This is a genomic window from Burkholderia sp. BCC0322 (assembly GCF_902833045.1).
Taxonomy (GTDB): Bacteria; Pseudomonadota; Gammaproteobacteria; order Burkholderiales; family Burkholderiaceae; genus Burkholderia.
Map to the genome: position 1 here is coordinate 241,012 of NZ_CADFDU010000006.1, position 25,768 is coordinate 266,779.

The following is a 25,768-nucleotide window of genomic DNA, read 5'->3' on the forward strand; positions in this document are numbered from 1 at the left end:
ATGGGCCGCCCGGAGGCGGCCCATCGAATGGCAGGTTGATCAGCCGAGGGAGCGTGGTGTCGTGTCGCCGGCGTTCTGGCGGCCGAGCCCGCCGCGCAGGCTCGCTTTCGTGCCTGCACCAAACTCGGGCAGGATGCGCGCACGCGCACGGCTGGCGAACACGAGGAAGCCGAAGCCGTTTGCTTCATACCAGTATCCGCCGTTCTCGAGGCCGTCCAGCGGCTGCTCGAGCGCGTTGGCGATCGATTCGATGCAGCGCTTGCGCAGTTCGGCGATGGCCGGATAGGGCGGCTGTGCGCCGCGCACGCTGCACAGGAGCACGTCGAGACCGGGCAGCACATGCGCGTACAGGACGGGTTCGTCCTGCGCGCGGGCGCGGGCAATCTTGGTGTCGAGCTGGGCAAACGGTTTCGAGTGGCGCAACACCGCGAGGAATGACTCCTGGCCATCCTGCTGGGCACGCCGACGTTTTTTCGGGAAGGACATAAACACTCGCCTCAAAAACAATTGCAAGAAATGCGGCACTTTCATGCGACCCACTCCCGGCTATGTACGCCGCATGTCGATCCTTTATAGCACACGAAAATGCTGCTTTCGTGCAGTACGACGATCAATGTCTCCCGTCGACCTGCTCGCCATGATCGACACAGCCAGCGTCTTGGCGCCCGTACTGTCGTTTAGTCTCCATCATAGACCTGCTTTCCCCGCGCGTGCATTCGCCCGTCACAAAAAAGTGAGATAGGCCGCATGCGGCGGTGCATCGCGCGCAATAAAAAGGCCCGCACGGGGCGGGCCTGGCTGGCGGGACGCTTGGCGATCAGCGCTGCTTCAGCGAATCGCGGATCTCGCGCAGCAGCACGGTGTCTTCCGGCGTCGCGGCCGGTGCGGCATCTTCCGGCTTGCGCAGCTTGTTGATGAATTTCACCATCAGGAAAATGATGAACGCGAGGATGACGAAATTGATCGCCACCGTGATGAACGAGCCGTAGCCGAACGCCGCGACACCTGCGGCCTGCAGGTCCTTGAACGAATCGGGATTACCCTTGAACGTCGGGGGAATGGTGCCGAGCAGAACGAACTTGTTCGAGAAATCCAGGCCGCCGGTCAGCAAGCCGATGACCGGCATGATGAGGTCTTTTACGACCGAGTCGACGATCTTCGAGAACGCGCCGCCGATGATCACGCCGACGGCGAGATCCATGACGTTGCCCTTGACGGCGAACTCCTTGAATTCCTTGATGATGCTCATGAGCGGCTTTCTCCTGATTGGGGCGAGGGGAGGCGTGCCGCGACGCGCAGGGATGCAGAGCGTCGAATGAGGGTCGGTGGCACGCCGATGGCCGCATGATAGCGAACGCTCCCCATTGCCGGTAGTCCATCTTGAAATGATTGACAAATCCGCGCGTCGGCGCGGCCGGCATGCAGGGGAGCGTGGCGTGCGTCGCGGGCGCGTCGACGCGCTGGGTAGCGTCAGGTGTTGTCGTCGGTCCAGCCGTCGTCGTTGCTGCCGAGATCCATGCCGCCGCCGTTGCCGTCGCTCCAGTTCGAACTGTCGCCGCGGCCGAGGTCGAAGCCCGGGTCGTTGTCCTGCCGGCGGCGCTCGCCGTCGACGATCACGTCGCGTTCGACCACGCGCTCGCGGCCGCCCGACATTGCTTCGCCGAGCAGTACGCCGGTCAGCAGCCCGCCCATGCCGCCGCCGAAACCGCCGCCGCCTTGCTGGATCACGACCGGCGGTTGCTGTTGCGGGTAGGGCTGCTGCGGATACGGCTGGCCTTGCGCGCCCGTCATGCGATCGGCTTCCTGCGCATACACGGAGCCGCTGCCGTTCGCCGGTGCCGTGGGTTGCGCGGCCGGATCGGGGCGGCCTTCGACGCGTGCCTTCACGCTCGCATGACGCTGTTCGAGTTCGTCGATGCGATACGGCGGCACCGGATTCTTGCCGTTCGATAGCGATTCGACGAGCGTGCGCGCATCGGTCTCGATCGCTTCGAGTTCACCCGTGAGTGCCGCGGCGCCGGGCGTCGTCGACAGCTTCGCGTCGAGTTTCAGCGGACGGATGTCGTTCAGCACGTCGGTGGCACGCTTGAGCTGCGTGCGGCGTTCGTCGTCGGCGCGGCTGTCGTCGGCCGTGCGCGCACGCCGCAGCGTCCAGCGCAGCACCAGCGCGATCACCGCGACGAGCAGCCCGAGGCCGATCCACATGCCGGTCGACGGCCCGTGTTTTTCGGCCGGCGCGATGGCGGGCGCGAGCGACGATTGCAGCGTACCGGCCTGCGTGGCCGAAGGCACGTTGCCGTTCACGCGCGCGGCGTCGGCGCGGATGCGCGACTCCGTCTGCGCGAAGCGCGATGCGTCGGTGAACTTGAGCTGCGGATCGAGCGACTTGGCGCGCTGCAGCTGCTCGAGGGCGTCGGACGCGCGGCCTTCACGATCCAGCACCTGTGCGTACAGGTAGCGCGCGTGCGCGTTGTTCGGATGGGCGTCGATGACTTGCGACAGCTGCGTGTCGGCTTGCTGCCAGTTGCGTTGCGCGATCGATTGCTCGACCTGCTGCAGCGACGGGACCGCAAACGCGGCGGACGACAGCAACATCAGCGAGAGGCCGAGTGCGGCGAGAGATTTCTTCATGGTCGAACCGGGCGCACGCGCCCGTCTCCTGACGATCGGTTCGCGCCGCGCCCGGGGCGGGCGGCGGCGCGGTTGCCCGCAGTGGCCGTTACTGCGCGGGCGTATCGAGCTGCTTCTTCAGCGCGGCGAGGCGATCCTCGACCGACGGACCCTTGTTCAGCGCGGCGAGCTTGTCGTCGAGCGCCTTGCCGCTCGACGTGTCGGCCGAATTCAGGCGTGCGTCCGAGCGTGCGTTCTGCAGCGCGACCTTGTCCTCGAGCTTCTGGAAATCCTCGGACAGGTTCTTGCCGCCGATGCCGCCCAGCGCGCTGGCCGCGACGTCCTTCGCCTGCGCGATTTCCTGCTTGGCCTGCAGGATGTTCGAGCGTGCATTCAGGTCGTTGCGGCGCTGACGCATGTCGGCGATCTGCCCCTTCAGCTTGTCGACCGACGGCTCGAGCGTCGACAGCTCGGCCGCGAGCGCGTCACGCTCGGCTTCCGCGTTCGACTGTGCGCTGAGTGCCTCGCGTGCGAGTGCTTCATCGCCGGCCTGCAGCGCGCGCTTCGCGCCGTCCTCGTACTTCTTCACCTTGTCGTCGGCCGCATCGCGCTTGCTGCGCTGGGTCGCGACCTGTGCCTCGATCTCGATCAGCGAATTCTCGGCACGGCCGATGCTGTCGTCGAGCTCCCGCACGATCTGCCGTGCGTCGCGCGACGGATCCTGTACCGAATCGGCCGCATCGTTCAGCAGGCCTTTGATCGTGCGCGAAACAGAGTCGAAAAGCGACATGAAATCCTCCGTGGTTGAAAGGCGCCGCGTGACCGCGGCAGTGCCCGTTGCGAGCCGGTTCCGACCCGCATGAGCCGGCGGATATTACACCACCGGTTCACTTAAATACGGCTTAAACGCGCGAGTTCAAGCGGCATGCGCATCGGGATATCGAACCTTTCGCGATTGAAAGATTATCGGCCGTGCGCGCCATATTGCGTGTTCATGATAGGCAGAGGATGGCGACAATACGTTCCTCAAATCACGGCATTGCGGGAATTTTTACAAAAAATCGCGAAGGCACCCGGTCGATTTCATTAAAATGCGCTGTCACGTCGCGGGAACGGATCGCCGCGCGGCGGGGTCTGTCGACGTGACAGTCGTATCACGCCGTATCCGCTCTGATTCATTCGCCTGCATTTCCGCATGCGTCCGAGGGTGCCACGTACGCCCGCCATTCCGACATGCCAATTATCAAACGACCGCCTTCTTCTTCCGACAGGAACGAACCCCACTACACGCTGCGCCGTTCGCCGTCCGGAGCCTATTACCCCGATGACGACGATCGCGACCATCGCAACGACGACCGCCGCACCCAGCGCAGCGGCGGCGGGCACCGTCGCTCGTTCGGCTCGCGCGTCGTGCTGTGGTTCGCCGGCCTGTTCGCGACGCTGGCGATCGTCGGCGCGCTGATCGTCGGCTACGCGCTGGTCGTGATGGCGCCGCAGCTGCCGTCGCTCGACGCGCTGACCAACTACCAGCCGAAGGTGCCGCTGCGTGTGTTCACGGCCGATCATGTGCTGATCGGCGAGTTCGGCGAAGAGCGCCGCAGCCTCGTGCGCTTCCAGGACATTCCGGACGTGATGAAGAAGGCCGTGCTCGCGATCGAGGACTACCGCTTCTACGAACACGGCGGCGTCGACTTCGTCGGCATCCTCCGCGCGGGCGTCGCCGACCTGATGCACGGCGGCGCGCGCCAGGGCGCGAGCACGATCACGATGCAGGTCGCGCGCAACTTCTTCCTGTCGAGCGAGAAGACCTATACGCGCAAGATTTACGAAATGCTGCTCGCGTACAAGATCGAGAAGGCCCTGACGAAGGACCAGATCCTCGAGCTGTACATGAACCAGATCTATCTCGGCCAGCGCTCGTACGGCTTCGCGGCCGCCGCGCGCGTCTATTTCGGCAAGGACCTGAAGGACATCACGCTCGCGGAGGCGGCGATGCTCGCGGGGCTGCCGAAGGCGCCGTCCGCGTATAACCCGGTCGTCAATCCGAAGCGCGCGAAGGTGCGCCAGGAATACATCCTGAAGCGCATGCTCGAGGTCGGCTACATCACGCAGCCGCAGTACGACGAGGCCGTGAAGGAAGAGATCCACGTGCGTACGCCGGGCAACCAGTACGCGGTGCACGGCGAGTACGTTGCCGAGATGGTGCGGCAGATGATGTACCAGCAGTACAAGGACGAAACCTATACGCGCGGGCTGACCGTCACGACGACGATCAACTCGTCCGACCAGGAAGCCGCGTACCAGGCCGTGCGTCGCGGCATTCTCGACTACGAGCGCCGCCACGGCTATCGCGGGCCGGAAGCGTCGATCAAGCTGCCCGCGGCCGGCGACGACCGCGACGAGGCGATCGACGACGCGCTCGCCGATCACCCGGACAACGGCGACCTGCAGTCGGCGGTCGTGCTGTCGGCGTCGCCCAATGCGGTCGAGGTGCAGTTCGTCGGCGGCGCGACCACGACGATCGGTCCGGCCGGGCTGCGCTTCGTGGCGGCCGCGCTCGGCCCCCGCGCGAACGACTCGCTGCGCATCAAGCCGGGTTCGGTCGTGCGCGTGCTGAAGGACGGCAAGACGGGCTGGCAGGTCGTGCAGCTGCCGCAGGTCGAAGGCGCGCTCGTCGCGATCGCGCCGCAGGATGGCGCGATCCGCTCGCTCGTCGGCGGCTTCGATTTCAACAAGAGCAAGTTCAACCACGTGACGCAGGCGTGGCGGCAGCCGGGCTCGTCGTTCAAGCCGTTCATCTACTCGGCATCGCTCGACAAGGGCATGGGTCCGGCGACGATGATCAACGACGCCCCGCTGTACTTCCCGCCGAGCGTGCCGGGCGGCACCGCATGGGAGCCGAAGGACGACGACCAGCCGGACGGCCCGATGACGATGCGCACCGGCCTGCAGCGTTCGAAGAACCTCGTGTCGATCCGGATCCTCGCGTCGATCGGCACGCAGTACGCGCAGCAGTACGTGACGCAGCGCTTCGGCTTCGATCCCGCGAAGACGCCGCCTTACCTGCCGATGGCGCTCGGCGCGGGCCTCGTGACGCCGCTGCAGCTCGCGACCGGCTATGCGGTGTTCGCGAACGGCGGCTACAAGGTCGATCCGTACCTGATCGCCGAGGTCGACGACGCACGCGGCCAGCCGCTGCAGAAGTCGCAGCCGGTGCTCGCGGGCAGCACGGCGCCGCGCACGATCGAAGGCCGCAACGCGTACGTGATGAACAGCCTGCTGCATTCGGTCGCGACGGCCGGCACGGGCGCGGGCACCAACGCACTGGGCCGCAGCGACCTGCAGGGCAAGACCGGTACGACGAACGACGCGAAGGACGGCTGGTTCGCCGGCTACCAGCAGTCGCTCGTCGCGGTTGCGTGGATGGGCTTCGACCAGCCGAAGAGCCTTGGCAGCCGCGAATTCGGCGCGCAGCTCGCGTTGCCGATCTGGGTGAATTACATGCGCACCGCGCTGAACGGCGTGCCCGAGCAGCAGATGCCGATGCCGGACGGCCTGACCTCGATCGACGGCGAGCTGTACTACGCCGATCGCACGCCGGGCAACGGCTTCGTCGCGAACGTCGACATCAACCCGGCGGAAAATTCGATCAGCGCGAACGACGCACTCGGCTCGGCCGGTGCGGCAGGGCTTGCGCCGCCGCCCGTCACGCCGCAGGAGAAACAGCAGATCATGGACATGTTCGAGAACAAGTAAGCGGCACGCCGCCGTTCCGACATGCGACGGGCGCCTTCGGGCGCCCGTTTTTTTTGCGCGAATTGTCGATAGGGAGAAGGGGAATCAGAACGACGCGCAGGCCGGTACGAGCGTGATGCCGACCGATTGCTGATGGAATCGCTGTATGTACGCTTGCCGGATCGCGGTGAGCCGTGCACGCGTGTCGGGCGTATCGTCGGCGATGATACGGATCACGAAGCTGTCTTCGCGGGTGATCCCGCCGCCGGCGCGGTCGCGCCACTGGCCGTGCGTGTCCCAGTAGGTGAGGCCGTCGGGGAATCTCGGTGTGACCGTGTCGGCGAGGAATGCCGCGCGTTCAGCATCGGTGACGGGGCCGCGCCCCGTGATGTCTCGCCCGAACAGCAGGTCGGCCAGCAGCATCGGGCTCTCGCCCGGCTGCGTGCAGGCCGGCGGCGCGCCGACGACGGGCGAGGGCGGTGCCGCGCAACCGGCGAGCAGCGCGATCGCCATTGCGCATACGGCCAGCGACCGCATCTGCCCAATTCGTGACGATCGACCTTCGCGCGTGCAAAACGCTGCGCGCTCAACCACTTGCGTGCTTGTCCGGCGGGTTATCAACAGGGCTGTCAACATAATCTGGGGATAACCCTAGGTTTGTCCGCGCGTGCCCGATGTGGGGTCAGTGCTGCAGTTTCGCGTGCGCGAGGTGCATGCCGAGCGTGCCGGGGTCGGTATTCGTGCCTGACAGCAGCACGCCGACGCGCTTTCCTTGAAGCGTTTCGCGCAGCGGGCCGAGCAGGGCGGCCAGTGCGGCCGCGCACGCCGGTTCGACCGACAGTTTCAGTTGCGAGAACAGGAACAGCATCGCGGCACGCAGCGCGTCGTCGGACACGGTGACGATGCGGTCGACGTGGCGCCGGCACAGCTGGTAGCTGTATTCCTCGGTATGCGGCGCCATCAGCGAATCGGCGATCGTCTGCATCGCGCTCATCTTGATCGTGTGATTCGCCGCGAAGCTGCGGCTCATCGCGTCGGCGCGTTCCGGCTCGACGCCGTACACGTGCACGCGCGGATTCGCGAGCCGCAGCGCGGTCGCCATGCCGGCCGCGAGCCCGCCGCCGCCGATCGGCACGATCACCGCGTCGAGGTCGGGCGTCTGGGTCGCCCATTCGTAACCGAGCGTCGCGGTGCCGAGGATCGTGTGATAGCCGTTGAACGGATGGATGAAGAAGCGGCCTTCCTCGGCCTCGATCCGCCGGACGAGATCGAACGCCTGCGACGCGCTGCCGGCCAGCACGACTTCCGCGCGGTACTGCTTGCACTGCGCGATGCGCGACGGGCTCGCGGTTTGGAACATCACGACCTTGGCGCTGCTGCCGAGCCGCATCGCCGCATACGCGACGGCCGCCGCGTGATTGCCGGCCGACACGCAGGTGACGCCGGCGTTCTTGCGCGCCTCGTCGAGTGCGAGCAAGTGCGTGAATGCGCCGCGCGCCTTGAAGCTGCCGCTGACCTGCAGCAACTCGAACTTGAAGTTGACGTGCGTGCCCTCGAGGGACGGCAGGTCGGCGCGTTCGAACACGGGCGTGCGCGCGACCCAGGGCGACAACGCGAAATGCTGCGCGGCGATGTCGTCGAGCGTCGGGATCGGCTCGCCGTCGATCGTCGTATGGGCGTTGCCCTGTTGTTCAGTCGACATGACGTGGCGGGTGGCGGAGTGGGCCGGCCCGCACACGCGGGCCGGCGTGGCGGGGGCAGTCAGTGTGCGTCGACCGACATGCTGCGGATGAACTTGCGCAGGAACTGCTCGCAGCCGGCGAGCTGCGCGAGCTCGACATATTCGTTCGGCTTGTGCGCCTGCTCGATGTTGCCGGGCCCGCACACGACGCTCGGGATGCCCGCGCGTTCGAACAGGCCGGCCTCGGTGCCGTAGGCGACCTTGCGCTTGTCCTGGTCGGCCGTCAGCGCACGCACGAGCTGCGTGATCGCGGCCTGTTCGGTGGCGTCGAGGCCGGGCGCCGCGGCGATCTTCGAGAACTCGATCGCGGCATTCGGATGCTCGCGAAGCATCTGCGGCAGCAGCGTTTCCCGCGCATACGCTTCGATGCGCGTGAAGATCTGCTCGGGATCGAGCGTCGGCAGGTTGCGGAACTCGAAGTCGAACCGGCATTCGGCCGGCACCGTGTTGATCGCGTTGCCGCCCTGGATCGTGCTCGTCTGCGCGGTCGTGAACGGCACGTCGTACAGCGCGTCGAACGGGCCTTCGGCGCGAAAGCGCTCGGCGAGGTCGCGGATATGGCAGATGAGGCGTGCCGCGTACTCGATCGCGTTCAGCCCCTTCGGCGTCAGCGACGAATGCGCCGCGTGGCCGCGCACGCAGCAGCGGTACGCGTTGATGCCCTTGTGCGCGATGATCGGCCGCATGCTGGTCGGCTCGCCGACGATGCAGCCGGACGGTTGCACGCCGCGCTTGACGAGGTCGGCGATCATCAGCGGCGCGCCTGCGCAACCGATTTCCTCGTCGTAGGACAGCGCGAAATGGATCGGTTTCGCGAGCCTGGTCGCCTGCATCTCGGGCAGCAGCGCGAGCGCGGCGCCGATGAAGCCCTTCATGTCGCAGGTGCCGCGGCCATACAGGCGGCCGTCGCGGATTTCCGGCGCGAACGGGTTGCTGTCCCATTGCTGGCCGTCGACCGGTACGACATCGGTATGCCCCGACAGCACGATGCCGCCGTTCGTCGAGCCGTCGTGCGCGGGCACGGTTGCGAACAGGTTCGCCCAGCCTTCACGCGGATCGTGCGTGATCGTCGATGCGATGCCCTTCGCCGCGAGCGCATCGCGCACCGTTTCGATCAGGCCGAGGTTCGGCACGCGGCTCGTCGTGTCCATCGACACCAGTTGCTTGATCCAGGGCAGGCTGACGAGGGACGTGTCGCCTTGGTCGGCGGCGGACGGCGCCGTCGCGTCGAGAGTGGACATGGCAAAACTCCGTCTGATGAATGGGAAAATCATACTCAAAAACGCGTCGGCCCGCCCGCGCCGGGCGCAGTGCGGTGCAGCAACGCCGCACCCGTCAGGATCGCGTCAGCGCACCGCGGCAGCCGCTCCCTGCTTCGGCGCGAGCGCGCGCAGCGTTTCCTTGATCGTCGACACGCGGATCGCGAGGTCGGGCGAGCGCGTCTCGATGCGCAGCTTGTCCTGGCCCGCGAGCTTGATATGCCGATGCTTCTGCACCATCTCGATGATCCGCATCGGATCGATCGGTGGATTCGGCTCGAACTGCAGCCCGATCGCCACCTCGCTTGCATCGATCTTCACGATGCCGAGCGGCTTCGCGGCGATCCGCAGCCGGTGGGTCTCGACGAGCGCATGCGCCTGCGGCGGCAGCTTGCCGAAGCGGTCGATCAGCTCTTCCTGGATGCCGTCGATCGCATCGCCGTGCTCGCAGTTCGCGAGACGCTTGTACAGCGACAGCCGCTCCTGCACGTCCGCGCAGTAGTCGGCCGGCAGGATCGCCGGCGCGTGCAGGTTGATTTCCGTCGTCGCGGCGAGCGGGGCGGTGAGGTCGGGCTCCTTGCCGTTCTTCAGCGCCTTCACCGCGTCGTTCAGCATGTCCGTATAGAGCTGGAAGCCGATCTCGTGAATTTCCCCCGACTGCTTGTCGCCGAGCACTTCGCCGGTACCGCGGATCTCGAGGTCGTGCATCGCGAGATAGAAGCCCGAACCGAGTTCCTCCATCTGCTGGATCGCTTCGAGCCGGCGCTGCGCCTGCTTGGTCAGCGCCTGCGGATCGTGGACCAGCAGGTACGCATACGCCTGGTGATGCGAGCGGCCGACACGGCCGCGCAGCTGGTGAAGCTGCGCGAGGCCGAACTTGTCCGCGCGGTGCATGATGATCGTGTTCGCGCTCGGCACGTCGATGCCGGTCTCGATGATGGTCGTGCACAGCAGCACGTTCGCGCGCTGCGCGACGAAATCGCGCATCACCCGTTCGAGCTCGCGCTCATGCATCTGGCCGTGCGCGATCACGATGCGCGCTTCGGGCACGAGCGCCTCGAGCATCGCCTTGCGGTTCTCGATCGTCTCGACTTCGTTGTGCAGGAAGTACACCTGGCCGCCGCGCTTCAGTTCGCGCAGCATCGCCTCGCGGATCACGCTTTCTTCCTCGCGACGCACGAAGGTCTTGATCGCGAGCCGCTTCTGCGGCGCGGTTGCAATGACCGAGAAATCGCGCAGCCCTTCGAGCGCCATCCCGAGCGTGCGCGGGATCGGCGTCGCGGTGAGCGTCAGCACGTCGACTTCCGCGCGCAGCGCCTTCAGCGCTTCCTTCTGGCGCACGCCGAAGCGGTGTTCCTCGTCGATGATCACAAGGCCGAGACGCTTGAACTGCACATCCGACGACAGCAGCTTGTGCGTGCCGATCACGATGTCGACGCTGCCTTCGTTGATTTGCGCGATCGCCGCGTTGACCTCCTTCGTGGTCTTGAAGCGCGACAGCTCGACGATCCGAACCGGCCAGTCCGCGAAGCGGTCGACGAAGGTCTGCGTGTGCTGCTCGGCGAGCAGCGTGGTCGGCGACAGCAGCGCGACCTGCTTGCCGCCCAGCACCGCGATGAACGCCGCGCGCAGCGCGACCTCGGTCTTGCCGAAGCCGACGTCGCCGCATACGAGGCGGTCCATCGGCTTGCCGCTCGTCATGTCGCCGATCACGGCCGCGATGGCGGCGGCCTGGTCGGGGGTTTCCTCGAAACCGAAGCTTTCGGCGAACTTCACGTAATCGCGCGGATCGAGCGAGAACGCGTGGCCTTCGCGGGCCGCGCGGCGCGCGTACAGGTTCAGCAGCTCGGCGGCCGTGTCGCGGATCTGCTGCGCGGCCTTGCGCTTCGCACGCTCCCACTGGCCGGAGCCGAGCGCGTGCAGCGGCGCGCTGTCGGGATCGGCGCCGCTGTAGCGCGAGATCACGTGCAATTGCGCGACGGGTACGTAGAGCTTGCTGTCGCCCGAGTATTCGAGATGCAGGAATTCGGTCTCGCCTTCGCCGAGATCCATCGACACGAGGCCCATGTAGCGGCCGATGCCGTGCTGCGCGTGGACGACCGGGTCTCCGACCTTCAGCTCCGACAGGTCGCGCACCATCGCGTCGACGTTGCTGGCCTGTTCCTGCCGGCGGCGGCCCGCGCGGCGGCCGAGCGCGCCGTACAGCTCGGTTTCGGTGACGATCGCATAACCTTCGCCCGGCACCGCGAAGCCGCTCGACAGCGGCGCGACGCCGAGCGCGAAGCGTTCGTCGCTCGCGAGCCAGCCCGCGAAGTGGTCGTTCGACGCGGGGCGCAGGCGATGTTCGGCGAGCAGTTGCAGGATCGTCTCGCGGCGGCCGGCCGACTCGACGGTCAGCAGCACGCGCTTGCCTGACGATTCGACGAACGTGCGCAGCGACGCGAGCGGATCGTCGGAATGCCGGTCGACGGTGAGCTCGGGCAGCGCCGTTGCCCAGCCGCCGGCCGGTTGCGCGGGCAGCACGACGCGTGCGAACGGTTTCGCGAACGCGAAGAAATCCTCGTCGGACAGGAACAGGCGCTGCGGCTCGAGGATCGGCCGTTCGCGATCGTGCGACAGGAACGCGTGGCGCTGCTTCGTATCGGCCGTGAAGCGGCGGATCGAAGCCTCGAGATCGCCCGTGAACACGAGGTGCGCGTCGTGCGGCAGGTAGTGGAACAGCGTGGCCGTTTCGTCGAAGAACAGCGGCAGGTAATACTCGATGCCGGCCGACGGCACGCCGTTGCCGATGTCCTTGTAAATCGGCGCACGGCTCGGGTCGCCTTCGAAGGTCTCGCGCCAGCGGCTGCGGAAGGCCGTGCGCGCGGCTTCGTCGAACGGAAACTCGCGGCCGGGCAACAGGCGCACGTCGCGTACCGGGTAGAGGCTGCGCTGCGTGTCGGGGTCGAACGCGCGGATCGAGTCGACCTGATCGTCGAACAGGTCGATCCGGTACGGTAGCGGCGAACCCATCGGGTACAGGTCGATCAGCGAGCCGCGCACGCAGTATTCGCCGGGCCGCACGACCTGGCTCACGTGTTCGTAGCCGGCCAGCGTGAGCTGCGCCTTCAGCTTCGCCTCGTCGAGCCGTTCGCCCTGCGCGAACGCGAACGTGTACGCGGCCATGAACGACGCGGGCGGCATCCGGTACAGCGCGGTGGTCGCGGGCACGAGCAGGATGTCGCAGCGGCCCTCGCCGAGGTCGTGCAGCGTCGCGAGCCGCTCGGACACGAGGTCCTGGTGTGGCGAGAACGTGTCGTACGGCAGCGTTTCCCAGTCCGGCAGCAGGCGCACGCGCGCATCGGGCGAGAAGTAGCGGATTTCCTGCGAGAGCCGCTGTGCGTCGACCGCGTTCGCACAGATCACCGCCAGAAGCGGCACGTCCTGGCGGTTATCGTCAAGATAACGGGCAATGGCGAGCGCGTCGGCGGAACCGTGCGCGCCGTCGAAGGCAAAGCGCTGGCCGGGTTTGACGCGGGCAACGGGCGAGGCGGACGGGGTGGAAGCGTTATCTGGCATAGGGACGGCAGGGGTGGCGTACACGGGCGCATCGCGGTGCGCCGGTCGAGACGAAAGACCTATTATAAAATCCGCTTCTCGATTTCATCTTTCCGGCGTTTCCTTTCGTGACTCCCCGACTTTTCGCCCTGATTCCCTGTGCCGGCACGGGCAGCCGTTCCGGTTCGGCCGTGCCGAAGCAATATCGCACGCTGGCCGGCCGCGCGCTGCTGCATTACACGCTCGCCGCGTTCGATGCGTGCAGCGAATTCGCGCAGACGCTCGTCGTCCTCGCGCCCGACGATTCCCATTTCGACGCGCGCCGCTTCGCGGGCCTGCGCTTCGCGGTGCGCCGCTGCGGCGGCGGCTCGCGCCAGGCGTCGGTGCTGAACGGGCTGCTCGAGCTGACCGAGTTCGGCGCGACCGATCACGACTGGGTGCTCGTGCACGATGCCGCCCGCCCGGGCATCACGCCGGAGCTGATCCGCACGCTCGTCGCGACGCTGAAGGACGATCCGGTCGGCGGCATCGTCGCGCTGCCGGTGGCCGATACGCTCAAGCGCGTGCCGGCCGGCGGCGACGCGATCGCGCGCACCGAGTCGCGCGACGCGCTGTGGCAGGCGCAGACGCCGCAGATGTTCCGCATCGGCATGCTGCGCGAGGCGATCCTGCGCGCGCAGCGCGAAGGGCACGACCTGACCGACGAAGCGAGCGCGATCGAATGGGCCGGCCATACGCCGCGCGTCGTGCAGGGCAGCCTGCGCAACTTCAAGGTCACGTACCCGGAAGATTTCGCGCTCGCGGAAGCGATCCTCGCGCGCCCCGCGCACGCTTCCTGATTTTCACCCCATCTCAATCGGAACACGCATGGATTTCAGAATTGGACAAGGCTACGACGTGCACCAGCTCGTCCCGGGGCGCCCCCTCATCATCGGCGGCGTGACGATTCCTTACGAACGTGGCCTGCTCGGCCACTCGGACGCGGACGTGCTGCTGCACGCGATCACCGACGCGCTGTTCGGCGCGGCGGCGCTCGGCGACATCGGCCGCCATTTCTCCGACACGGACGCGGCGTTCAAGGGCGCCGACAGCCGCGTGCTGCTGCGTGAGTGCGTGGCCCGCGTCAAAGCGGCCGGCTTCGCGATCCAGAACGTCGACAGCACCGTGATCGCGCAGGCGCCGAAGCTCGCGCCGCATATCGACGGCATGCGCGCGAACATCGCGGCCGATCTCGGGCTGCCGCTCGACCGCGTGAACGTGAAGGCGAAGACCAACGAGAAGCTCGGCTATCTCGGCCGCGGCGAGGGCATCGAGGCGCAGGCCGCCGCGCTGCTGGTCAGGCAGGGCGGCTGACGCCCGGCGGTTAAGGCGTGCGGTTCGCTCCGCGCGCCGTGCCGCGGAAATGAAAAAATGCCACGCTGATGCGTGGCATTTTCGTTTGGAGCGACGGCTGCTCCGGCATGGCTGCCGGTCGCACGGCGAGACCGCTCAAGCAGCCGTTTACTCGCCTTCGGCGGCGATCACCTGCGCGGCGGCGTTGATCACCGACGCGATGCGGCCGACGTCGCGCAGCTGCGTGACGGTCATCCCTTGCTCGTTCTTCAGCAGCGCATAGTGCGACTTCACGCAGAAGTGGCACTTGCCGACGATCGACGCGGCGAGCGCGTACATCTCGAACTTGCGCTTGTCGACGCCACCGTGCGTGGCATACGCGCCCATCCGCAGCTCGGCGCGTTGCGTCTTCAGGTCGGCATCGTCGGCCATCTCGACATACGGATACCAGGTGTTGTTCATCCCCATCAGCGCGGCCGCCGTCAGCACGGCGTTCGTTTCTTCGGGCGACAGGACGCCGGCTTCGCGGATCGTCTTGATGAGCACCGTGCTCTTCGCCGCGATTGCCGCCGCCAGCGCGACGCCGACCGCGTCGGTGCCTTCGAGCGACGAGCGCGAGATCGTGCCGTCGAGGTTCAGGCGAATGTCCTTCGCGTAGTCGGGAATACGTGCCTTAATCGAATCGATGAATTCCATTGATATCTCCTATGGGTTGGCCGTTAAAAAAGCCCGCAGGCAGGACGTGCGCCGCGGGCTTCGTGCATCGATGCGCTTACAGCGTTGCGCCGCCGACTGCACGGTTGCACGGGCACAGTTCGTCCGTTTGCAGGCCGTCCAGAATCCGCAGGACTTCTTCCGGGCTGCGGCCGACGTTCAGGTTGTTCACCGAAACGTGCTGGATCGTGTTGTCCGGATCGACGATGAACGTTGCACGCAGGGCCACGCCGGCTTCCTTGTCGCGCACGCCGAGCTGGTCGATCAGCTCGCCCTTGACGTCGCCGAACGAGTAGTGGTTCAGCTTGTCGAGGTCCTTGTGCTCACGGCGCCATGCGAGCTTGACGAATTCGTTGTCCGAGCTGCCGCCCAGCAGGATGGCATCGCGCTCTTCGAACTGCTTCGTGAGCTTCGCGAATTCGACGATTTCCGTCGGGCACACGAACGTGAAATCCTTCGGATAGAAGTAGATGATCTTCCACTTGCCCGGGAACGACGCTTCGGTGATGGTCTCGAATGCCGACTGGCCGTTTTCCTCGTGATTGTTGAAGCCCGGCTTCGCGGCTACGACGGTGAAAGCTTCGAGTTTATCGCCCACGGTTTTCATGCGGATACTCCTGTATGAGTTGGGAAGAAGACTGAGTCAAGCTACCTCGGTGCTGCAACGATGATGTGACAGCCTGGGCGAAACTATAACACTATTAGTAAAGCGCTTCAATAGATTTTGACTAACGATCTTCATAGTTTTTGTCAACCGGATCGATAGTGTGCAGCGCAAGAAGCGTGCTCGAGCGCGTCACGCCGTCGCACGCGCCTTGCCGGCGCCGGGGAATTCGAGCGTGACTTCGAGGCCCGCTTCGGGGTTGCGGTTGCGCAGGCGCAGCGCGCCGCGGTAGCGGCCGACGAGGCGCAGCACGATCGCCATCCCGAGGCCCGTGCCGTCCGCCTTGGTGCGGGCGGTGTCGACGCGGTAGAACGGCCGCATCACGAGCGGCAGTTGATCCTCGGGGATGCCGGGGCCTTCGTCGCTCACCGACAGCTCGACGCGGGCGTGCGACACGCGTGTCTCGAGCGTGATGTGCGACACGCCGTCCTGCTTGCTCTGGCCGTACTTGCGCGCGTTCTCGACGAGGTTGCCGATCACGCGGCGCATGTCGGTCTCGTCGGCTTCGATCACCGCGCTCGGCGCGAGCCGCGTGCGGATCTCGACGCCATCTTCGCCTGCTACGCGCGCGGCGACTTCCTGTGCGATCGACGACAGGTCGACGGGTTCCGGCTTGCGTTGCGACGGGCGCGCGTAGTCGATGAAGGCCGCGATGATGCGGTCCATCTGTTCGATGTCGTCGACCATCGCGTCCTTGGTCGCCTGATCGGACGGGCTCATCTCGGTTTCGAGCCGCAGCCGCGCGAGCGGCGTGCGCAGGTCGTGCGAGATGCCCGCGAGCATCAGCGCGCGATCGGCCTCGAGCTGCTCGAGGTCGCGCACCATCTGGTTGAAGCTGCGGTTGGTGTCGGCCGCGACGCCCATCCCGCGCTCGGGCAGCAGTTCGGGCCTCTGGCCCGAGCCGATCTGGCGCGCGGCGAGCGCCAGCCGCGAGAACGGCCGGTTCACGAGGCTCGTGATGAACGCGGAGCCGAACAGCGACAACGCGAGCGCGAACAGGCCCCAGCCGGCCCACTGCAAGCCCGTGACGTTGTCGAGTTGGTCGCGGTCGAGCGCGACCCAGTAATCGTCGTCGTCGATCTTGAAGCTGATCCACACACCGGGAATGTCGTTGACCGACTGAGCGATCACGGTATCGTCGCCGAGGCGGCTGCGGATGTCGTGTTCGATCAGGCGGTTCAGCGATTCGTCGGGCTGCAGCTTGAACTTGTCGGTCTTCTCGCGCGGGTAAACGCGCACGCCCTCGTTGCTCTCGAGATCCTGCAGCAGCGCGCGCCGCAGATCGGGATCGGAATAGAGCAGGGCGGTGCGCGTGAGCTTCACGACCGCGACGAGCTGCAGCGCGACGCGCTGCGCCCGCGGCTCACGTTCGATCACGCGAAAGCTCTGGAACCACGCGGCGAGACTGACCGAGATCAGCAGCGCGATCAGCAGGAAGGTGCGCCAGAACAGCCCGCCGAACGCGAGCTGCAGGAGGCGCCGGTCGATACGCATGGGACGGGCCGTGGGCGGGCGAAACCGGGAAGGAGAAAGATCAGGCGGCGCCGTCCGGGATGAACACGTAGCCGAGGCCCCAGACGGTCTGGATGAAACGCGGGCTGCCCGGATCCGGTTCGATCAGCTTGCGCAGGCGCGAAATCTGCACGTCGAGGCTGCGGTCGAACACTTCGTATTCACGGCCGCGGGCGAGTTCCATCAGCTTCTCGCGCGACAGCGGCTGGCGCGGATGACGTGCGAACACCTTCAGCACCGAGAATTCGCCGGTGGTGAGCGGAATTTCCTGGCCGGACTTCGTCAGCGTGCGCGTGGCGAGGTTCAGCGAGAACTCGCCGAACTCGAACACCTCGGTGGTTTCCGACGGGGCGCCCGGCAGTTCGGCCGGCGCCTGGCGGCGCAGCACCGCATGAATGCGTGCAACGAGCTCGCGCGGGTTGAACGGTTTCGGCAGGTAATCGTCGGCGCCCATCTCGAGGCCGACGATGCGGTCCACATCCTCGCCTTTCGCGGTGAGCATGATGATCGGCGTGCGGTCGTTGCTGCCGCGCAGGCGGCGGCAGATCGACAGGCCGTCTTCGCCCGGGAGCATCAGGTCGAGCACGAGCAGGTCGAAACGCTCGCGTACCCAGAGCTTGTTCATTGCGGTCGCGTTTTCGGCGACGTAGACATTGAAACCCTGCTCGCCGAGATAGCGGCGCAGCAGGTCGCGCAAGCGCGGGTCGTCGTCGACGACGAGAATCTTGGAGGGGTTTTTCGTTTCCATGATCGGCATCTTATCGCGAATGGGAATTGACGCACGGCCGCGTATTTTCGGGCGTTACAGTCGGTTACAAAATTTACCCGTAGTGTCGCGCGGAGTAAAGGCAGGCTATAGAGATTCCTTTACTCGAAGCCGAAATTCGGTAGATACTCCCCTGCACTCCATCTTTCATCTTTGCACACCCGAATTCCGCAGGGTTTTTCAAGTACCAGAGGTAACCGGTTGCCGCGTGACGAAGGGAACAAATCGACCAAAGAAGCGAGGACGGTCATGCGATCTGCCCGGATTGCACTGATGCTGACGATCGCGCTTGCCGGTCCGTATGCGTCGAACTTCGCGTATGCGCAGCGCCCCGAGCAGGGCGCATCGTCGCGCAAGCTGCCGCGCGGCAAGGCGCCGCAGGCCGATCGTACCGCCGAGATGACGGCCCGTTCCGCCGTGCCTCCCGATCTCGAACAGCGCCGCCGCGACGGGCACATGACGCCCGAGGAGCGCCACCTTTTGCGCCAGCACATCGAGGACGCCGTTCGCGAGCTGTACAAGCGCTGACGCGCCGTCTTTCGCCCTGCGCGAAATCCTTCGCGCTGAAAAGATTCGTAGCAATTTTCCCGTCAACTTTCGCCTGCCGATTGCCGTTGTACCGGCATCCGCACCGCCGGTGCGCCCCGGGAGTCCATGACGATGAAAGCGAACGCTGCCGCACCGGCGCCGTCGCCCGCCATGCAGTCGCCGCTCGACGCCGACGATGCATTGTTTTTCCTGAGTCGTACCGGTTTTTCGCCCGCGCCCGCCGATGTTGCGCGCGTCGTCGGCATGACGCGCGCGCAGGTCGTGGCCGATACGCTCGGCAACGTTCGCCGCGATCCCGTCACGACGTGGCCCGACTGGATCGCCGAGCTGCCGCCGACGCGCGCGCAGCGCCAGGCGCTGACCCCCGACATGCGGCGCGACGAGCAGCGCGAGCGCAACGTTCGGTACGATGCGCTGCGCGCGGCATGGGTCAACGAGATGGTCGTCACGTCGTCGCCGCTGACCGAGCGCATGACGCTGTTCTGGCACGGGCACTTCACGTCGGGGCAGGACAAGGTGCCGTACCCGCAGACGATGGCCGCGCAGAACGCGCTGTTTCGCCGTGAGGCGCTCGGCAATTTCGGCACGCTGCTGCACGCGGTCGCGAAGGATCCGGCGATGCTGCAGTATCTCGACGGCGCGAGCAATCGCAAGGGGCGCCCGAACGAGAATTTCGCGCGCGAGGTGATGGAGTTGTTCACGCTCGGCGAAGGGCATTACACGCAAAACGACGTGACCGAAGCCGCGCGGGCGATGACGGGCTGGACGGTCGATCCCGATACGCTGCGCTTCGCGGTGCGGCCGGATTGGCACGATGCGGGCGACAAGACGATTCTCGGCGAAACGGGGCCGTTCGACGGCGACGGCTTTCTCGACATCCTGCTGAAGCGGCCGGGCACCGCGCGCTTCATCGCCGCCAAGCTGTGGCGCGAGTTCGTGTCCGATACGCCCGACCCGGGCGCGCTCGATGCGGTGGCCGAGCGGTTTCGATCGAGTGGCTATGACATTCGCGCGGCGCTCGCCGCGCTGTGGTCGACCGACGCCTTCTGGGATCAGCGCAACCGCGGCGTGCTCGTCAAGTCGCCGGCGGAATTCGTCGTCGGGTCGGTGCGGCTGTTCGACGTTTCATACGGCGATCCGCAGATGCTCGCGAACACCGTTCGCACGCTCGGGCAGAACCTGTTTTACCCGCCGAACGTGAAGGGCTGGCCGGGCGGCGCGCTGTGGATCAACAGCACCACGCTGCTCGCGCGCAAGCAGTTCGTCGAGCAACTGTTCCGCGCGACGGAGACGGCCGGCATGCACCCGCCGGCGCATCCGGTGGTGCCGCCGCCGAATGGCCGCGCGCATGCGGTGCCGGTGGTCGAGACGGCGTCGGCAGCCGGCATGCGCGGAGCGCCGGCCAAGCCCGCGCGCGCCGGCCTGCGTTTCGACCTCGAACGCTGGCTTGCACAATATCGCGCACGGCCGCAGGCGGCCGCGGGTCTGTCGACCGAGCTTCAGTTGCAGCACGCGGTGCTGCAACTGTCGCCGGTCGCGGCGATCGACACGGATTCCACCGGTAGCGCGTATCTCGAAGCGCTGCTGATGGATCCGGCCTATCAACTGAAATGATTCGAACGACGATGAAGCGGGGAGCCGGTGTGGCAAAGGTGCCGGGCGGCGACCCAAAGGATGCGCGATGAACCGACGTGATTTTCTGACGCTGACGGGCGCCGCGGCCGCGGCCGGCGTGTCGATGTGGCAGGCGCCTGCGATGGCGGCGTCCGTGGCGCAGGCGGGGCGCCAACCGGCAGCCGGGTATGCGAACGTGCTGATCCTCGTCGAGCTGAAGGGCGGCAACGACGGCCTCAACACGGTGGTGCCGTACGCGGACCCGCTGTATTACCAGTTCCGGCGCAGCATCGGCATCAAGCGCGAGCAGGTGCTGCAACTCGACGCGCACACGGGGCTGCATCCGTCGCTTGCGCCGCTGATGCCGCTGTGGCGCGACGGGCAGGTCGCGGTCGTGCAGGGTGTCGGCTATCCGCAGCCGAACCTGTCGCATTTCCGCTCGATCGAGATCTGGGATACCGCGTCGCGTTCGGACCAGTACCTGCACGAAGGCTGGCTCACGCGCACCTTCGCGCAGGCGCCCGTGCCGCCCGGTTTCGCGGCGGACGGCGTCGTGCTCGGCAGCGCCGAGATGGGGCCGCTCTCGAACGGTGCACGTGCGATCGCGCTCGTCAATCCCGCGCAGTTCATTCGTGCGGCCCGGCTTGCCGAGCCGTCGTCGCTGCGCGAACAGAATCCCGCGCTCGCACACATCATCGACGTCGAGAACGACATCGTGAAGGCGGCCGACCGGCTGCGCCCGCGCGGCGGGATGCGTGAATTCCGGACGGCCTTTCCGGCCGGCGCGTTCGGCACGTCGGTCAAGACGGCGATGCAGGTGCTGGCCGCATGCGAAGCGTCCGGGCCCGGCGCGCAGGATGGTGTCGCGGTGCTGCGCCTGACGCTCAACGGCTTCGATACGCACCAGAACCAGCCGGGGCAGCAAGCCGCGCTGCTCAAGCAGTTCGCGGAAGGGATGAGCGCGATGCGCGGCGCGTTGATCGAACTCGGCCGCTGGAACCAGACACTCGTGATGACGTATGCGGAATTCGGGCGGCGCGTGCGGGAGAACCAGAGCAACGGCACTGACCACGGCACGGCCGCGCCGCATTTCGTGATGGGCGGGCGCGTGGCCGGCGGGCTGTATGGTGCGCCGCCGGCGCTCGGGCGGCTCGACGGCAACGGCAACCTGCCGGTCGCGGTCGATTTCCGCCAGCTTTACGCAACCGTGCTCGGGCCGTGGTGGGGGCTCGACGCGACCCGCGTGCTGCAGCAGCGCTTCGACACGTTGCCGTTGTTGAAGGCGTGAGGCGCCCGGGTCAGCGTCGGCGCGCGGTGCGCCACGCGACCCACAGCTTGCGGATCGGCGTCAGCGCGATGCGCTGGTGCAGTACCTGGAAGCCGTCGCGCTCGATCTCGTCGAGCAGTGCGCCGGCCAGGGCGATCTGTGCACGCAGCGTGCGCTGTGCGCGGCGTTCGGATGCGGGGATCGCTGCTTCGGCGGCCACGAGCGCTTCGCGCGCGCGGGCCGTCTGGAATTGCAGCAATTCGGTGAAGGCCGGGCTGTAGCGGCGGTTCAGCAGATCGGCCGCGGTCACGTTGTAGCGCTGCAGTTCGTCGATCGGCAGGTAGATGCGGCCGTGGCGCGCGTCGTTGCCGAGTTCCTGCACGAATTGCGCGAGCATCAGCGCGCGGCCGGCATCCTCGGCCCACGGTTGCGGATCGGCCGGGTTCGCGGCGCTGGCGCGCGCGACCAGCGACGCGAAGGTGCCGCCGACCTGGGCGATATAGCGCTGCAGGTTCGCGAAATCGAGGTAGCGCGCCTGTTCGAGATCCATCCCGTAACCGTTGACGAGCGTGCGCAATGCGTCGGCCTCGGCGGCGATCGCCGGATGATGCTGCGCGAGCGCCTTCGTAACTGGGTGCGACGGCTGCCCATCGGCCAGCGCCGCGAGTTCCTTGTGCCACCACGCGAGCTTCGTGTGCCCGATGGTCGGGTCGCTGGTTTCCTTGACGGTTTCCTCGAGTTCGCGACGCAGCGCGAACAGCGCGGTCAGGCGCGGTTGCGCGGCGAGCGGCGCCTGACGCAGCGCGTAGTAGACGCTGGAGCCCGCAGGGGCGGCCTTTTGCTGACAGTAGTCGTCGAAGTTCACGGGCGGAATCGTGTGGGGGCGGGTTCGGGGGACGCGCGGCGGCGCGGTGCCGAAACGTCGAGCGCGGCATTCTAGCACCGCTGCACGATGGGTGCCGGCGGGGACGAGACAACGCCGCGCGGATCGGGTAGAATCTCGCGCTCGCCTGATCGGGCGTGCCGGTTACAGGCCGGCGCGGTGTCCCGGGCGCGTGGAAACGCATCTTGCGTGCCGCGTGGTCAGGCGACAGAAAATGCGCGTGAGTGGCGAAATTGGTAGACGCACCAGGTTTAGGTCCTGACGCCCGCAAGGGTGTGCCGGTTCGAGTCCGGCCTCACGCACCAGAAGTCGAATGCGCCTCCGTCAGGGGCCGTTCATCAAGAAGCGCTGCCGGTCGATTGACCGCAGCGCTTTTTCGTTGATGTCGTTGCGTTTCCCGGCACGCGAGCCTGGGCAAGCGGTGCACGAAAATTCGTGCCGCGCGTAATATCGTGTTCACTTCCCATATAAGAAACGCAATTACGCCGAGGACCACCGATGAAAAACACCGTCCGCATCCCGATTTCCGTACTGGCGCTGATGCTGGTCGCGCCGGCATTTGCCAATACGCCTGCCGAGAACATTGCATGGAGCACGAGGCCCGCGCAGACGGTTTCGTCGTCGTCGGCGTGCTCTGCGTACTCGGGGCGGGTGACGACGAGCGGCGAGACGTTCTCCACGGAAAACGTACTGAAAGCCCTCGGCACGTCGCTGGCCGGTGCCGCGCTCGGCATCGTCACCGGCGGATATCAGGGCGCAGTCTCCAATCCGTGCCCGCGCCCGGGCTTGTGACCGGCCCTCAGGCAAGCTGCGGAGATCTCCGCGTTATCTGAAACAAGCCCGACACCCGGCGCCGCGCGTCGCCCGACCCGCGGCGTTTCGTCATTTCAGGCGGGTTTATTCCCAGAAACTCCGGATCGCGACCGCCACGATCACCGGCACCGAGAACACCAGCGGGATCGCGAAATACTGCGCTTCGCGATCGACCACCCAGCTATAGATCACCCACGCCGCGCCGATCGCGAACGTGATGAGGCCGACCGTCACGGCGGCGATGTTCAGAACCAGCTTCGAAGGCTGGCGGCGCGTCTTGGCATCGTCATTGTTGTCGCGCGAGGACGGTTTCATCGGAAGAGTGCGGCTTCGGGCCGGAACGGGGATAAAAGCACAGGAAACCCCATCCGCACCGATCGCGCAAGGGGGCCGGCGCAGGCCGGCCCTCGTCGCGTCTACCAGCGCGCGCTACGACCCGAACGATACCGCCAGTTCATCGAGCAGTTCGCGCTGGAACGCGACGAACCGCTCGCCAGGCTGCTGCGCGATCGCGAGGTCGAGCATCGGATCGGCGACGTCGGTGCGAATGCCGGCCAGCTCCTCGACGATCGCGAGCCCGCAGAACGGCACGTACGCTTCCGAATAGCCGCCTTCGTGAACGATCGCGAGCCGCCCGCCGCAATGGCGTTGCGCGGCATCCTTCACCGCACGCGTCATGAACCGGTAACTGTCGGTATGCAGCTGCATGCGCGCGAGCGGGTCGACCGCGCTGGCGTCGAGGCCGCTGGCGACCACGATCAGCTCGGGCCGGAAACGCTCCAGCGCCGGCAGCACGATCCGTTCGAACGCGTAGCGATACGCATCGTCGCCGCTGCCCGCGAGCAGCGGCACGTTCAGGTTCGCGCCGACGCCCGCGCCTTGGCCGCGATCGTCCGCGCCGCTGTAGCCGGGCGGGAAGCAGCGGTCCTGATGCAGCGAGATCGTCAGCGTGTCCGGATCGTCGTAGTAGATCGACTGCGTGCCGTTGCCGTGGTGCACGTCCCAGTCGATCACCGCGACGCGCTCGATGCCGTATTTCGCGCGGGCAGCCTCGATCGCGATCGGGATGTTCGCGAGCAGGCAGAAGCCCATCGGGCGGTCGCGCAGGCAGTGGTGGCCGGGCGGCCGCGACAGCGAGAACGCGTTCGCCGCACGTTCGCCGACGACCGTATCGACGGCCGCGATCGCGAGGCCGGCCGACAGCGCAGCAATCTCGTAGCTACCCTTGCCGAACGGCGCGAGATCGCCGAGGTCGCCGCCGTTCGCATCGCTGAGTGCGCGGAACGCGTCGAGATAGTGCGCGGGATGAATGCGCAGCAGGTCGGCGGTCGAGGCCGGTTCGGCGCCGTGCAGGTCGAGCTGAGCGGCCAGGCCCGAGGCCTGCACGAGCGACAGGAAACGGCGCTTCGAGTCGGGCGATTCCGCGTAGCCGGCGCTCGACGGCGGCTGGACCCAGCCGCCGACCGGGAAGAACAGCGCATGCGTGCCGCCGGTATGCCAGAAAGTGCGTTCGTCGGTGAAGAAGGCAGTGCGATTCATGGATGTGCGTGACCTGTCACGGTTGGGAGGAAACGGAAGGGCGGGTGCGCCGATCGATGCGGCGCAGCGCGGTGAAAGACGCGATCGCGACTGCCGTCGCGGCCGTGAACAGCACGCGCATCGTGCCGCCGGCGTCGAGCATCAGCCCGGCCAGCAGCGGGCCGGCCGCGAGGCCTGCGCCGATCACGAAATTGAGCGTGGCGACGAGGCGGCCCGACGTGTCGATCTGCGCGACGGTCGCGAGGATGAACGGCAGCACGAACGTCCACGCGAACTTGAACGCGAAGATCGCCGCGCTGTAGCCGCCGGCGTTTCGCATCACCGCGAGCGCGACGAGCGAGGCAGCCAGCAGCGCGTAACCGGCCGCGAGCATCGCGCGCCGGGCGAGCCGGCCGCCCGCGCACGCCGCGAGCGCCGCGCCGGCGATGCCCATCACGCTCGCGATCGCGAGTACGTTGCCGGTCGACTGCGGATCGAGTCCGGCTTCGTTCGCGGCACGGCTTGCGAACGTCCACACGCTGCCGATCGCGAGATAGAACGTCAGCACCGCGCCGATCGCGAGCACGACGAAACTATGCGGTGTATGTGCCGCCGCGCCGCGCGTGTTATGCGCAGGCGCGGTTCGCGCGCCCAGCGATGACGGAAAGCCGCGCGACAGCGGCGCCGCGAGCAGCGCGAGCGCGGCGAGCGCGACATACAGCGCGCGCAGCCCGAACGCCGCGAATACATGCGGCAGCACGAACAGGCCGATCGCACCCGCGATCAACTGGCCGACGACCCACAGGCCGTACACACGGTCGCTGTTCTCGCTCGTCGCGGCGCTCGTCATGCAGAGCACCATCAGCGAGCCACCGCCGAGCGCGGTGACGGCGCGCAGCGTGAGCAGCGCGACGAAGCCCGGCATCCACAGCGCGGTCAGCAGGTTGCCCGCGCCGAACAGCGCGATGGCGAACACCGCGGCGCGGCGCGCGTCGACCCGGCCGAGCCACAGGTACGACGGCACGGTCGCGAGGCTGAACGCGCCGAGTTCGACGAAGAAGTAGGTGCCGATCTGCGACGCGGACAACCCGAGCTGCGTCGAGAGCTGGCCGGCGACGGCGGGCGCCACGAGCAGCAACAGCGGCGTGATGGCCGCGAACACGACGAGCGCGACGAGCGTCGAGCGCGCGAAGGTCGACGCGCGGCCGTCGGGCGGGAGTGCGGCATCCGGAGTAAGGGTTTTCATGGCGGGAT

Annotated in this window: 23 protein-coding genes and 1 tRNA gene; 8 read left to right on the forward strand and 16 right to left on the reverse strand. The window is 66.9% G+C overall.

What is annotated here, in order from left to right:
- Positions 1-39 precede the first annotated feature (39 nt).
- The 4 genes from HWX39_RS19385 to HWX39_RS19400 all read right to left on the reverse strand — a co-directional run bounded on the left by HWX39_RS19385 (position 40) and on the right by HWX39_RS19400 (position 3,400).
- Positions 40-486, reverse strand: coding sequence for a hypothetical protein (locus tag HWX39_RS19385; RefSeq protein WP_027784713.1), 447 nt, complete (start codon positions 484-486; stop codon positions 40-42).
- 331 nt (positions 487-817) lie between these two features.
- Positions 818-1,249 carry a large conductance mechanosensitive channel protein MscL gene (gene mscL, locus HWX39_RS19390; RefSeq protein ID WP_175969557.1) on the reverse strand — a complete coding sequence of 144 codons (432 nt, stop codon included), beginning with the start codon at positions 1,247-1,249 and terminating at the stop codon, positions 818-820.
- Between the two features lie 221 nt (positions 1,250-1,470).
- A complete protein-coding gene (locus HWX39_RS19395) occupies positions 1,471-2,631 on the reverse strand; it encodes a tetratricopeptide repeat protein (RefSeq protein ID WP_175969558.1) in 1,161 nt (386 codons plus the stop codon).
- Between the two features lie 88 nt (positions 2,632-2,719).
- Entirely contained in the window at positions 2,720-3,400 is a 681-nt protein-coding gene (locus HWX39_RS19400) for a PspA/IM30 family protein (RefSeq protein ID WP_113045091.1), read from the reverse strand.
- Between the two features lie 443 nt (positions 3,401-3,843).
- Between HWX39_RS19400 and HWX39_RS19405 the strand changes: the two genes are divergently transcribed.
- Positions 3,844-6,366, forward strand: coding sequence for a penicillin-binding protein 1A (locus tag HWX39_RS19405; protein WP_175969559.1), 2,523 nt, complete (start codon positions 3,844-3,846; stop codon positions 6,364-6,366).
- Between the two features lie 84 nt (positions 6,367-6,450).
- Here HWX39_RS19405 and HWX39_RS19410 read toward each other — a convergent pair whose 3' ends face one another.
- The 4 genes from HWX39_RS19410 to mfd form a co-directional block, all read right to left on the reverse strand.
- On the reverse strand, positions 6,451-6,882 hold the full coding sequence (locus tag HWX39_RS19410; RefSeq protein ID WP_175969560.1) for a DUF3574 domain-containing protein: 432 nt from the start codon (positions 6,880-6,882) through the stop codon (positions 6,451-6,453).
- A gap of 145 nt (positions 6,883-7,027) precedes the next feature.
- The gene (locus tag HWX39_RS19415; RefSeq protein ID WP_175969561.1) at positions 7,028-8,047 is read right to left on the reverse strand and encodes a threonine/serine dehydratase; all 1,020 of its coding nucleotides are present in this window, start codon (positions 8,045-8,047) and stop codon (positions 7,028-7,030) included.
- 59 nt (positions 8,048-8,106) lie between these two features.
- Entirely contained in the window at positions 8,107-9,327 is a 1,221-nt protein-coding gene (argE, locus tag HWX39_RS19420) for an acetylornithine deacetylase (RefSeq protein WP_175969562.1), read from the reverse strand.
- A 105-nt stretch (positions 9,328-9,432) separates the two neighbouring features.
- Positions 9,433-12,903, reverse strand: coding sequence for a transcription-repair coupling factor (mfd, locus tag HWX39_RS19425; RefSeq protein ID WP_175969563.1), 3,471 nt, complete (start codon positions 12,901-12,903; stop codon positions 9,433-9,435).
- Between the two features lie 107 nt (positions 12,904-13,010).
- Between mfd and ispD the strand changes: the two genes are divergently transcribed.
- Both ispD and ispF read left to right on the forward strand, forming a co-directional pair.
- Positions 13,011-13,721 (forward strand): 2-C-methyl-D-erythritol 4-phosphate cytidylyltransferase, encoded by a 711-nt coding sequence (gene ispD / locus HWX39_RS19430; RefSeq protein ID WP_175969564.1) that lies wholly within the window; start codon positions 13,011-13,013, stop codon positions 13,719-13,721.
- Positions 13,722-13,749: 28 nt separating this feature from the next.
- Positions 13,750-14,235 carry a 2-C-methyl-D-erythritol 2,4-cyclodiphosphate synthase gene (gene ispF / locus HWX39_RS19435; RefSeq protein ID WP_175955821.1) on the forward strand — a complete coding sequence of 162 codons (486 nt, stop codon included), beginning with the start codon at positions 13,750-13,752 and terminating at the stop codon, positions 14,233-14,235.
- 147 nt (positions 14,236-14,382) lie between these two features.
- On the opposite strand, the gene HWX39_RS19440 is transcribed toward ispF, so the two are convergent.
- From HWX39_RS19440 to ompR, 4 genes are all read right to left on the reverse strand, one after another.
- Positions 14,383-14,910 (reverse strand): carboxymuconolactone decarboxylase family protein, encoded by a 528-nt coding sequence (locus tag HWX39_RS19440; protein WP_011352388.1) that lies wholly within the window; start codon positions 14,908-14,910, stop codon positions 14,383-14,385.
- A 76-nt stretch (positions 14,911-14,986) separates the two neighbouring features.
- A complete protein-coding gene (locus HWX39_RS19445) occupies positions 14,987-15,535 on the reverse strand; it encodes a peroxiredoxin (RefSeq protein WP_175969565.1) in 549 nt (182 codons plus the stop codon).
- A gap of 189 nt (positions 15,536-15,724) precedes the next feature.
- Positions 15,725-17,086 (reverse strand): ATP-binding protein, encoded by a 1,362-nt coding sequence (locus tag HWX39_RS19450; protein ID WP_175955824.1) that lies wholly within the window; start codon positions 17,084-17,086, stop codon positions 15,725-15,727.
- Positions 17,087-17,126: 40 nt separating this feature from the next.
- Entirely contained in the window at positions 17,127-17,852 is a 726-nt protein-coding gene (ompR, locus tag HWX39_RS19455; RefSeq protein ID WP_004199523.1) for a two-component system response regulator OmpR, read from the reverse strand.
- 267 nt (positions 17,853-18,119) lie between these two features.
- Here ompR and HWX39_RS19460 point away from each other — a divergent pair, with 267 nt between their 5' ends.
- From HWX39_RS19460 to HWX39_RS19470, 3 genes are all read left to right on the forward strand, one after another.
- Positions 18,120-18,398, forward strand: a complete 279-nt coding sequence (locus HWX39_RS19460; protein ID WP_175969566.1) for a hypothetical protein — start codon at positions 18,120-18,122, stop codon at positions 18,396-18,398.
- A gap of 132 nt (positions 18,399-18,530) precedes the next feature.
- Positions 18,531-20,033 carry a DUF1800 domain-containing protein gene (locus tag HWX39_RS19465; protein ID WP_175969567.1) on the forward strand — a complete coding sequence of 501 codons (1,503 nt, stop codon included), beginning with the start codon at positions 18,531-18,533 and terminating at the stop codon, positions 20,031-20,033.
- 67 nt (positions 20,034-20,100) lie between these two features.
- Positions 20,101-21,321 (forward strand): DUF1501 domain-containing protein, encoded by a 1,221-nt coding sequence (locus HWX39_RS19470; protein WP_175969568.1) that lies wholly within the window; start codon positions 20,101-20,103, stop codon positions 21,319-21,321.
- A 10-nt stretch (positions 21,322-21,331) separates the two neighbouring features.
- Here HWX39_RS19470 and hpnD read toward each other — a convergent pair whose 3' ends face one another.
- Positions 21,332-22,165 (reverse strand): presqualene diphosphate synthase HpnD, encoded by an 834-nt coding sequence (gene hpnD, locus HWX39_RS19475; protein WP_175969569.1) that lies wholly within the window; start codon positions 22,163-22,165, stop codon positions 21,332-21,334.
- Between the two features lie 236 nt (positions 22,166-22,401).
- On the opposite strand from hpnD, the gene HWX39_RS19480 reads away from it, so the two are divergent.
- A tRNA-Leu gene (locus HWX39_RS19480) sits at positions 22,402-22,488 on the forward strand.
- A 193-nt stretch (positions 22,489-22,681) separates the two neighbouring features.
- Entirely contained in the window at positions 22,682-22,975 is a 294-nt protein-coding gene (locus HWX39_RS19485; protein WP_175969570.1) for a hypothetical protein, read from the forward strand.
- Positions 22,976-23,080: 105 nt separating this feature from the next.
- Here the strand turns inward: HWX39_RS19485 and HWX39_RS19490 are convergent, their stop codons facing one another.
- From HWX39_RS19490 to HWX39_RS19500, 3 genes are all read right to left on the reverse strand, one after another.
- Positions 23,081-23,311: a hypothetical protein gene (locus HWX39_RS19490; protein ID WP_175969571.1), complete on the reverse strand. Its 231-nt coding sequence runs from the start codon at positions 23,309-23,311 to the stop codon at positions 23,081-23,083.
- Positions 23,312-23,425: 114 nt separating this feature from the next.
- Positions 23,426-24,535 carry a class II histone deacetylase gene (locus tag HWX39_RS19495; protein ID WP_175969572.1) on the reverse strand — a complete coding sequence of 370 codons (1,110 nt, stop codon included), beginning with the start codon at positions 24,533-24,535 and terminating at the stop codon, positions 23,426-23,428.
- 16 nt (positions 24,536-24,551) lie between these two features.
- A complete protein-coding gene (locus HWX39_RS19500) occupies positions 24,552-25,760 on the reverse strand; it encodes an MFS transporter (RefSeq protein WP_175969573.1) in 1,209 nt (402 codons plus the stop codon).
- Between the last annotated feature and the right edge of the window lie 8 nt (positions 25,761-25,768).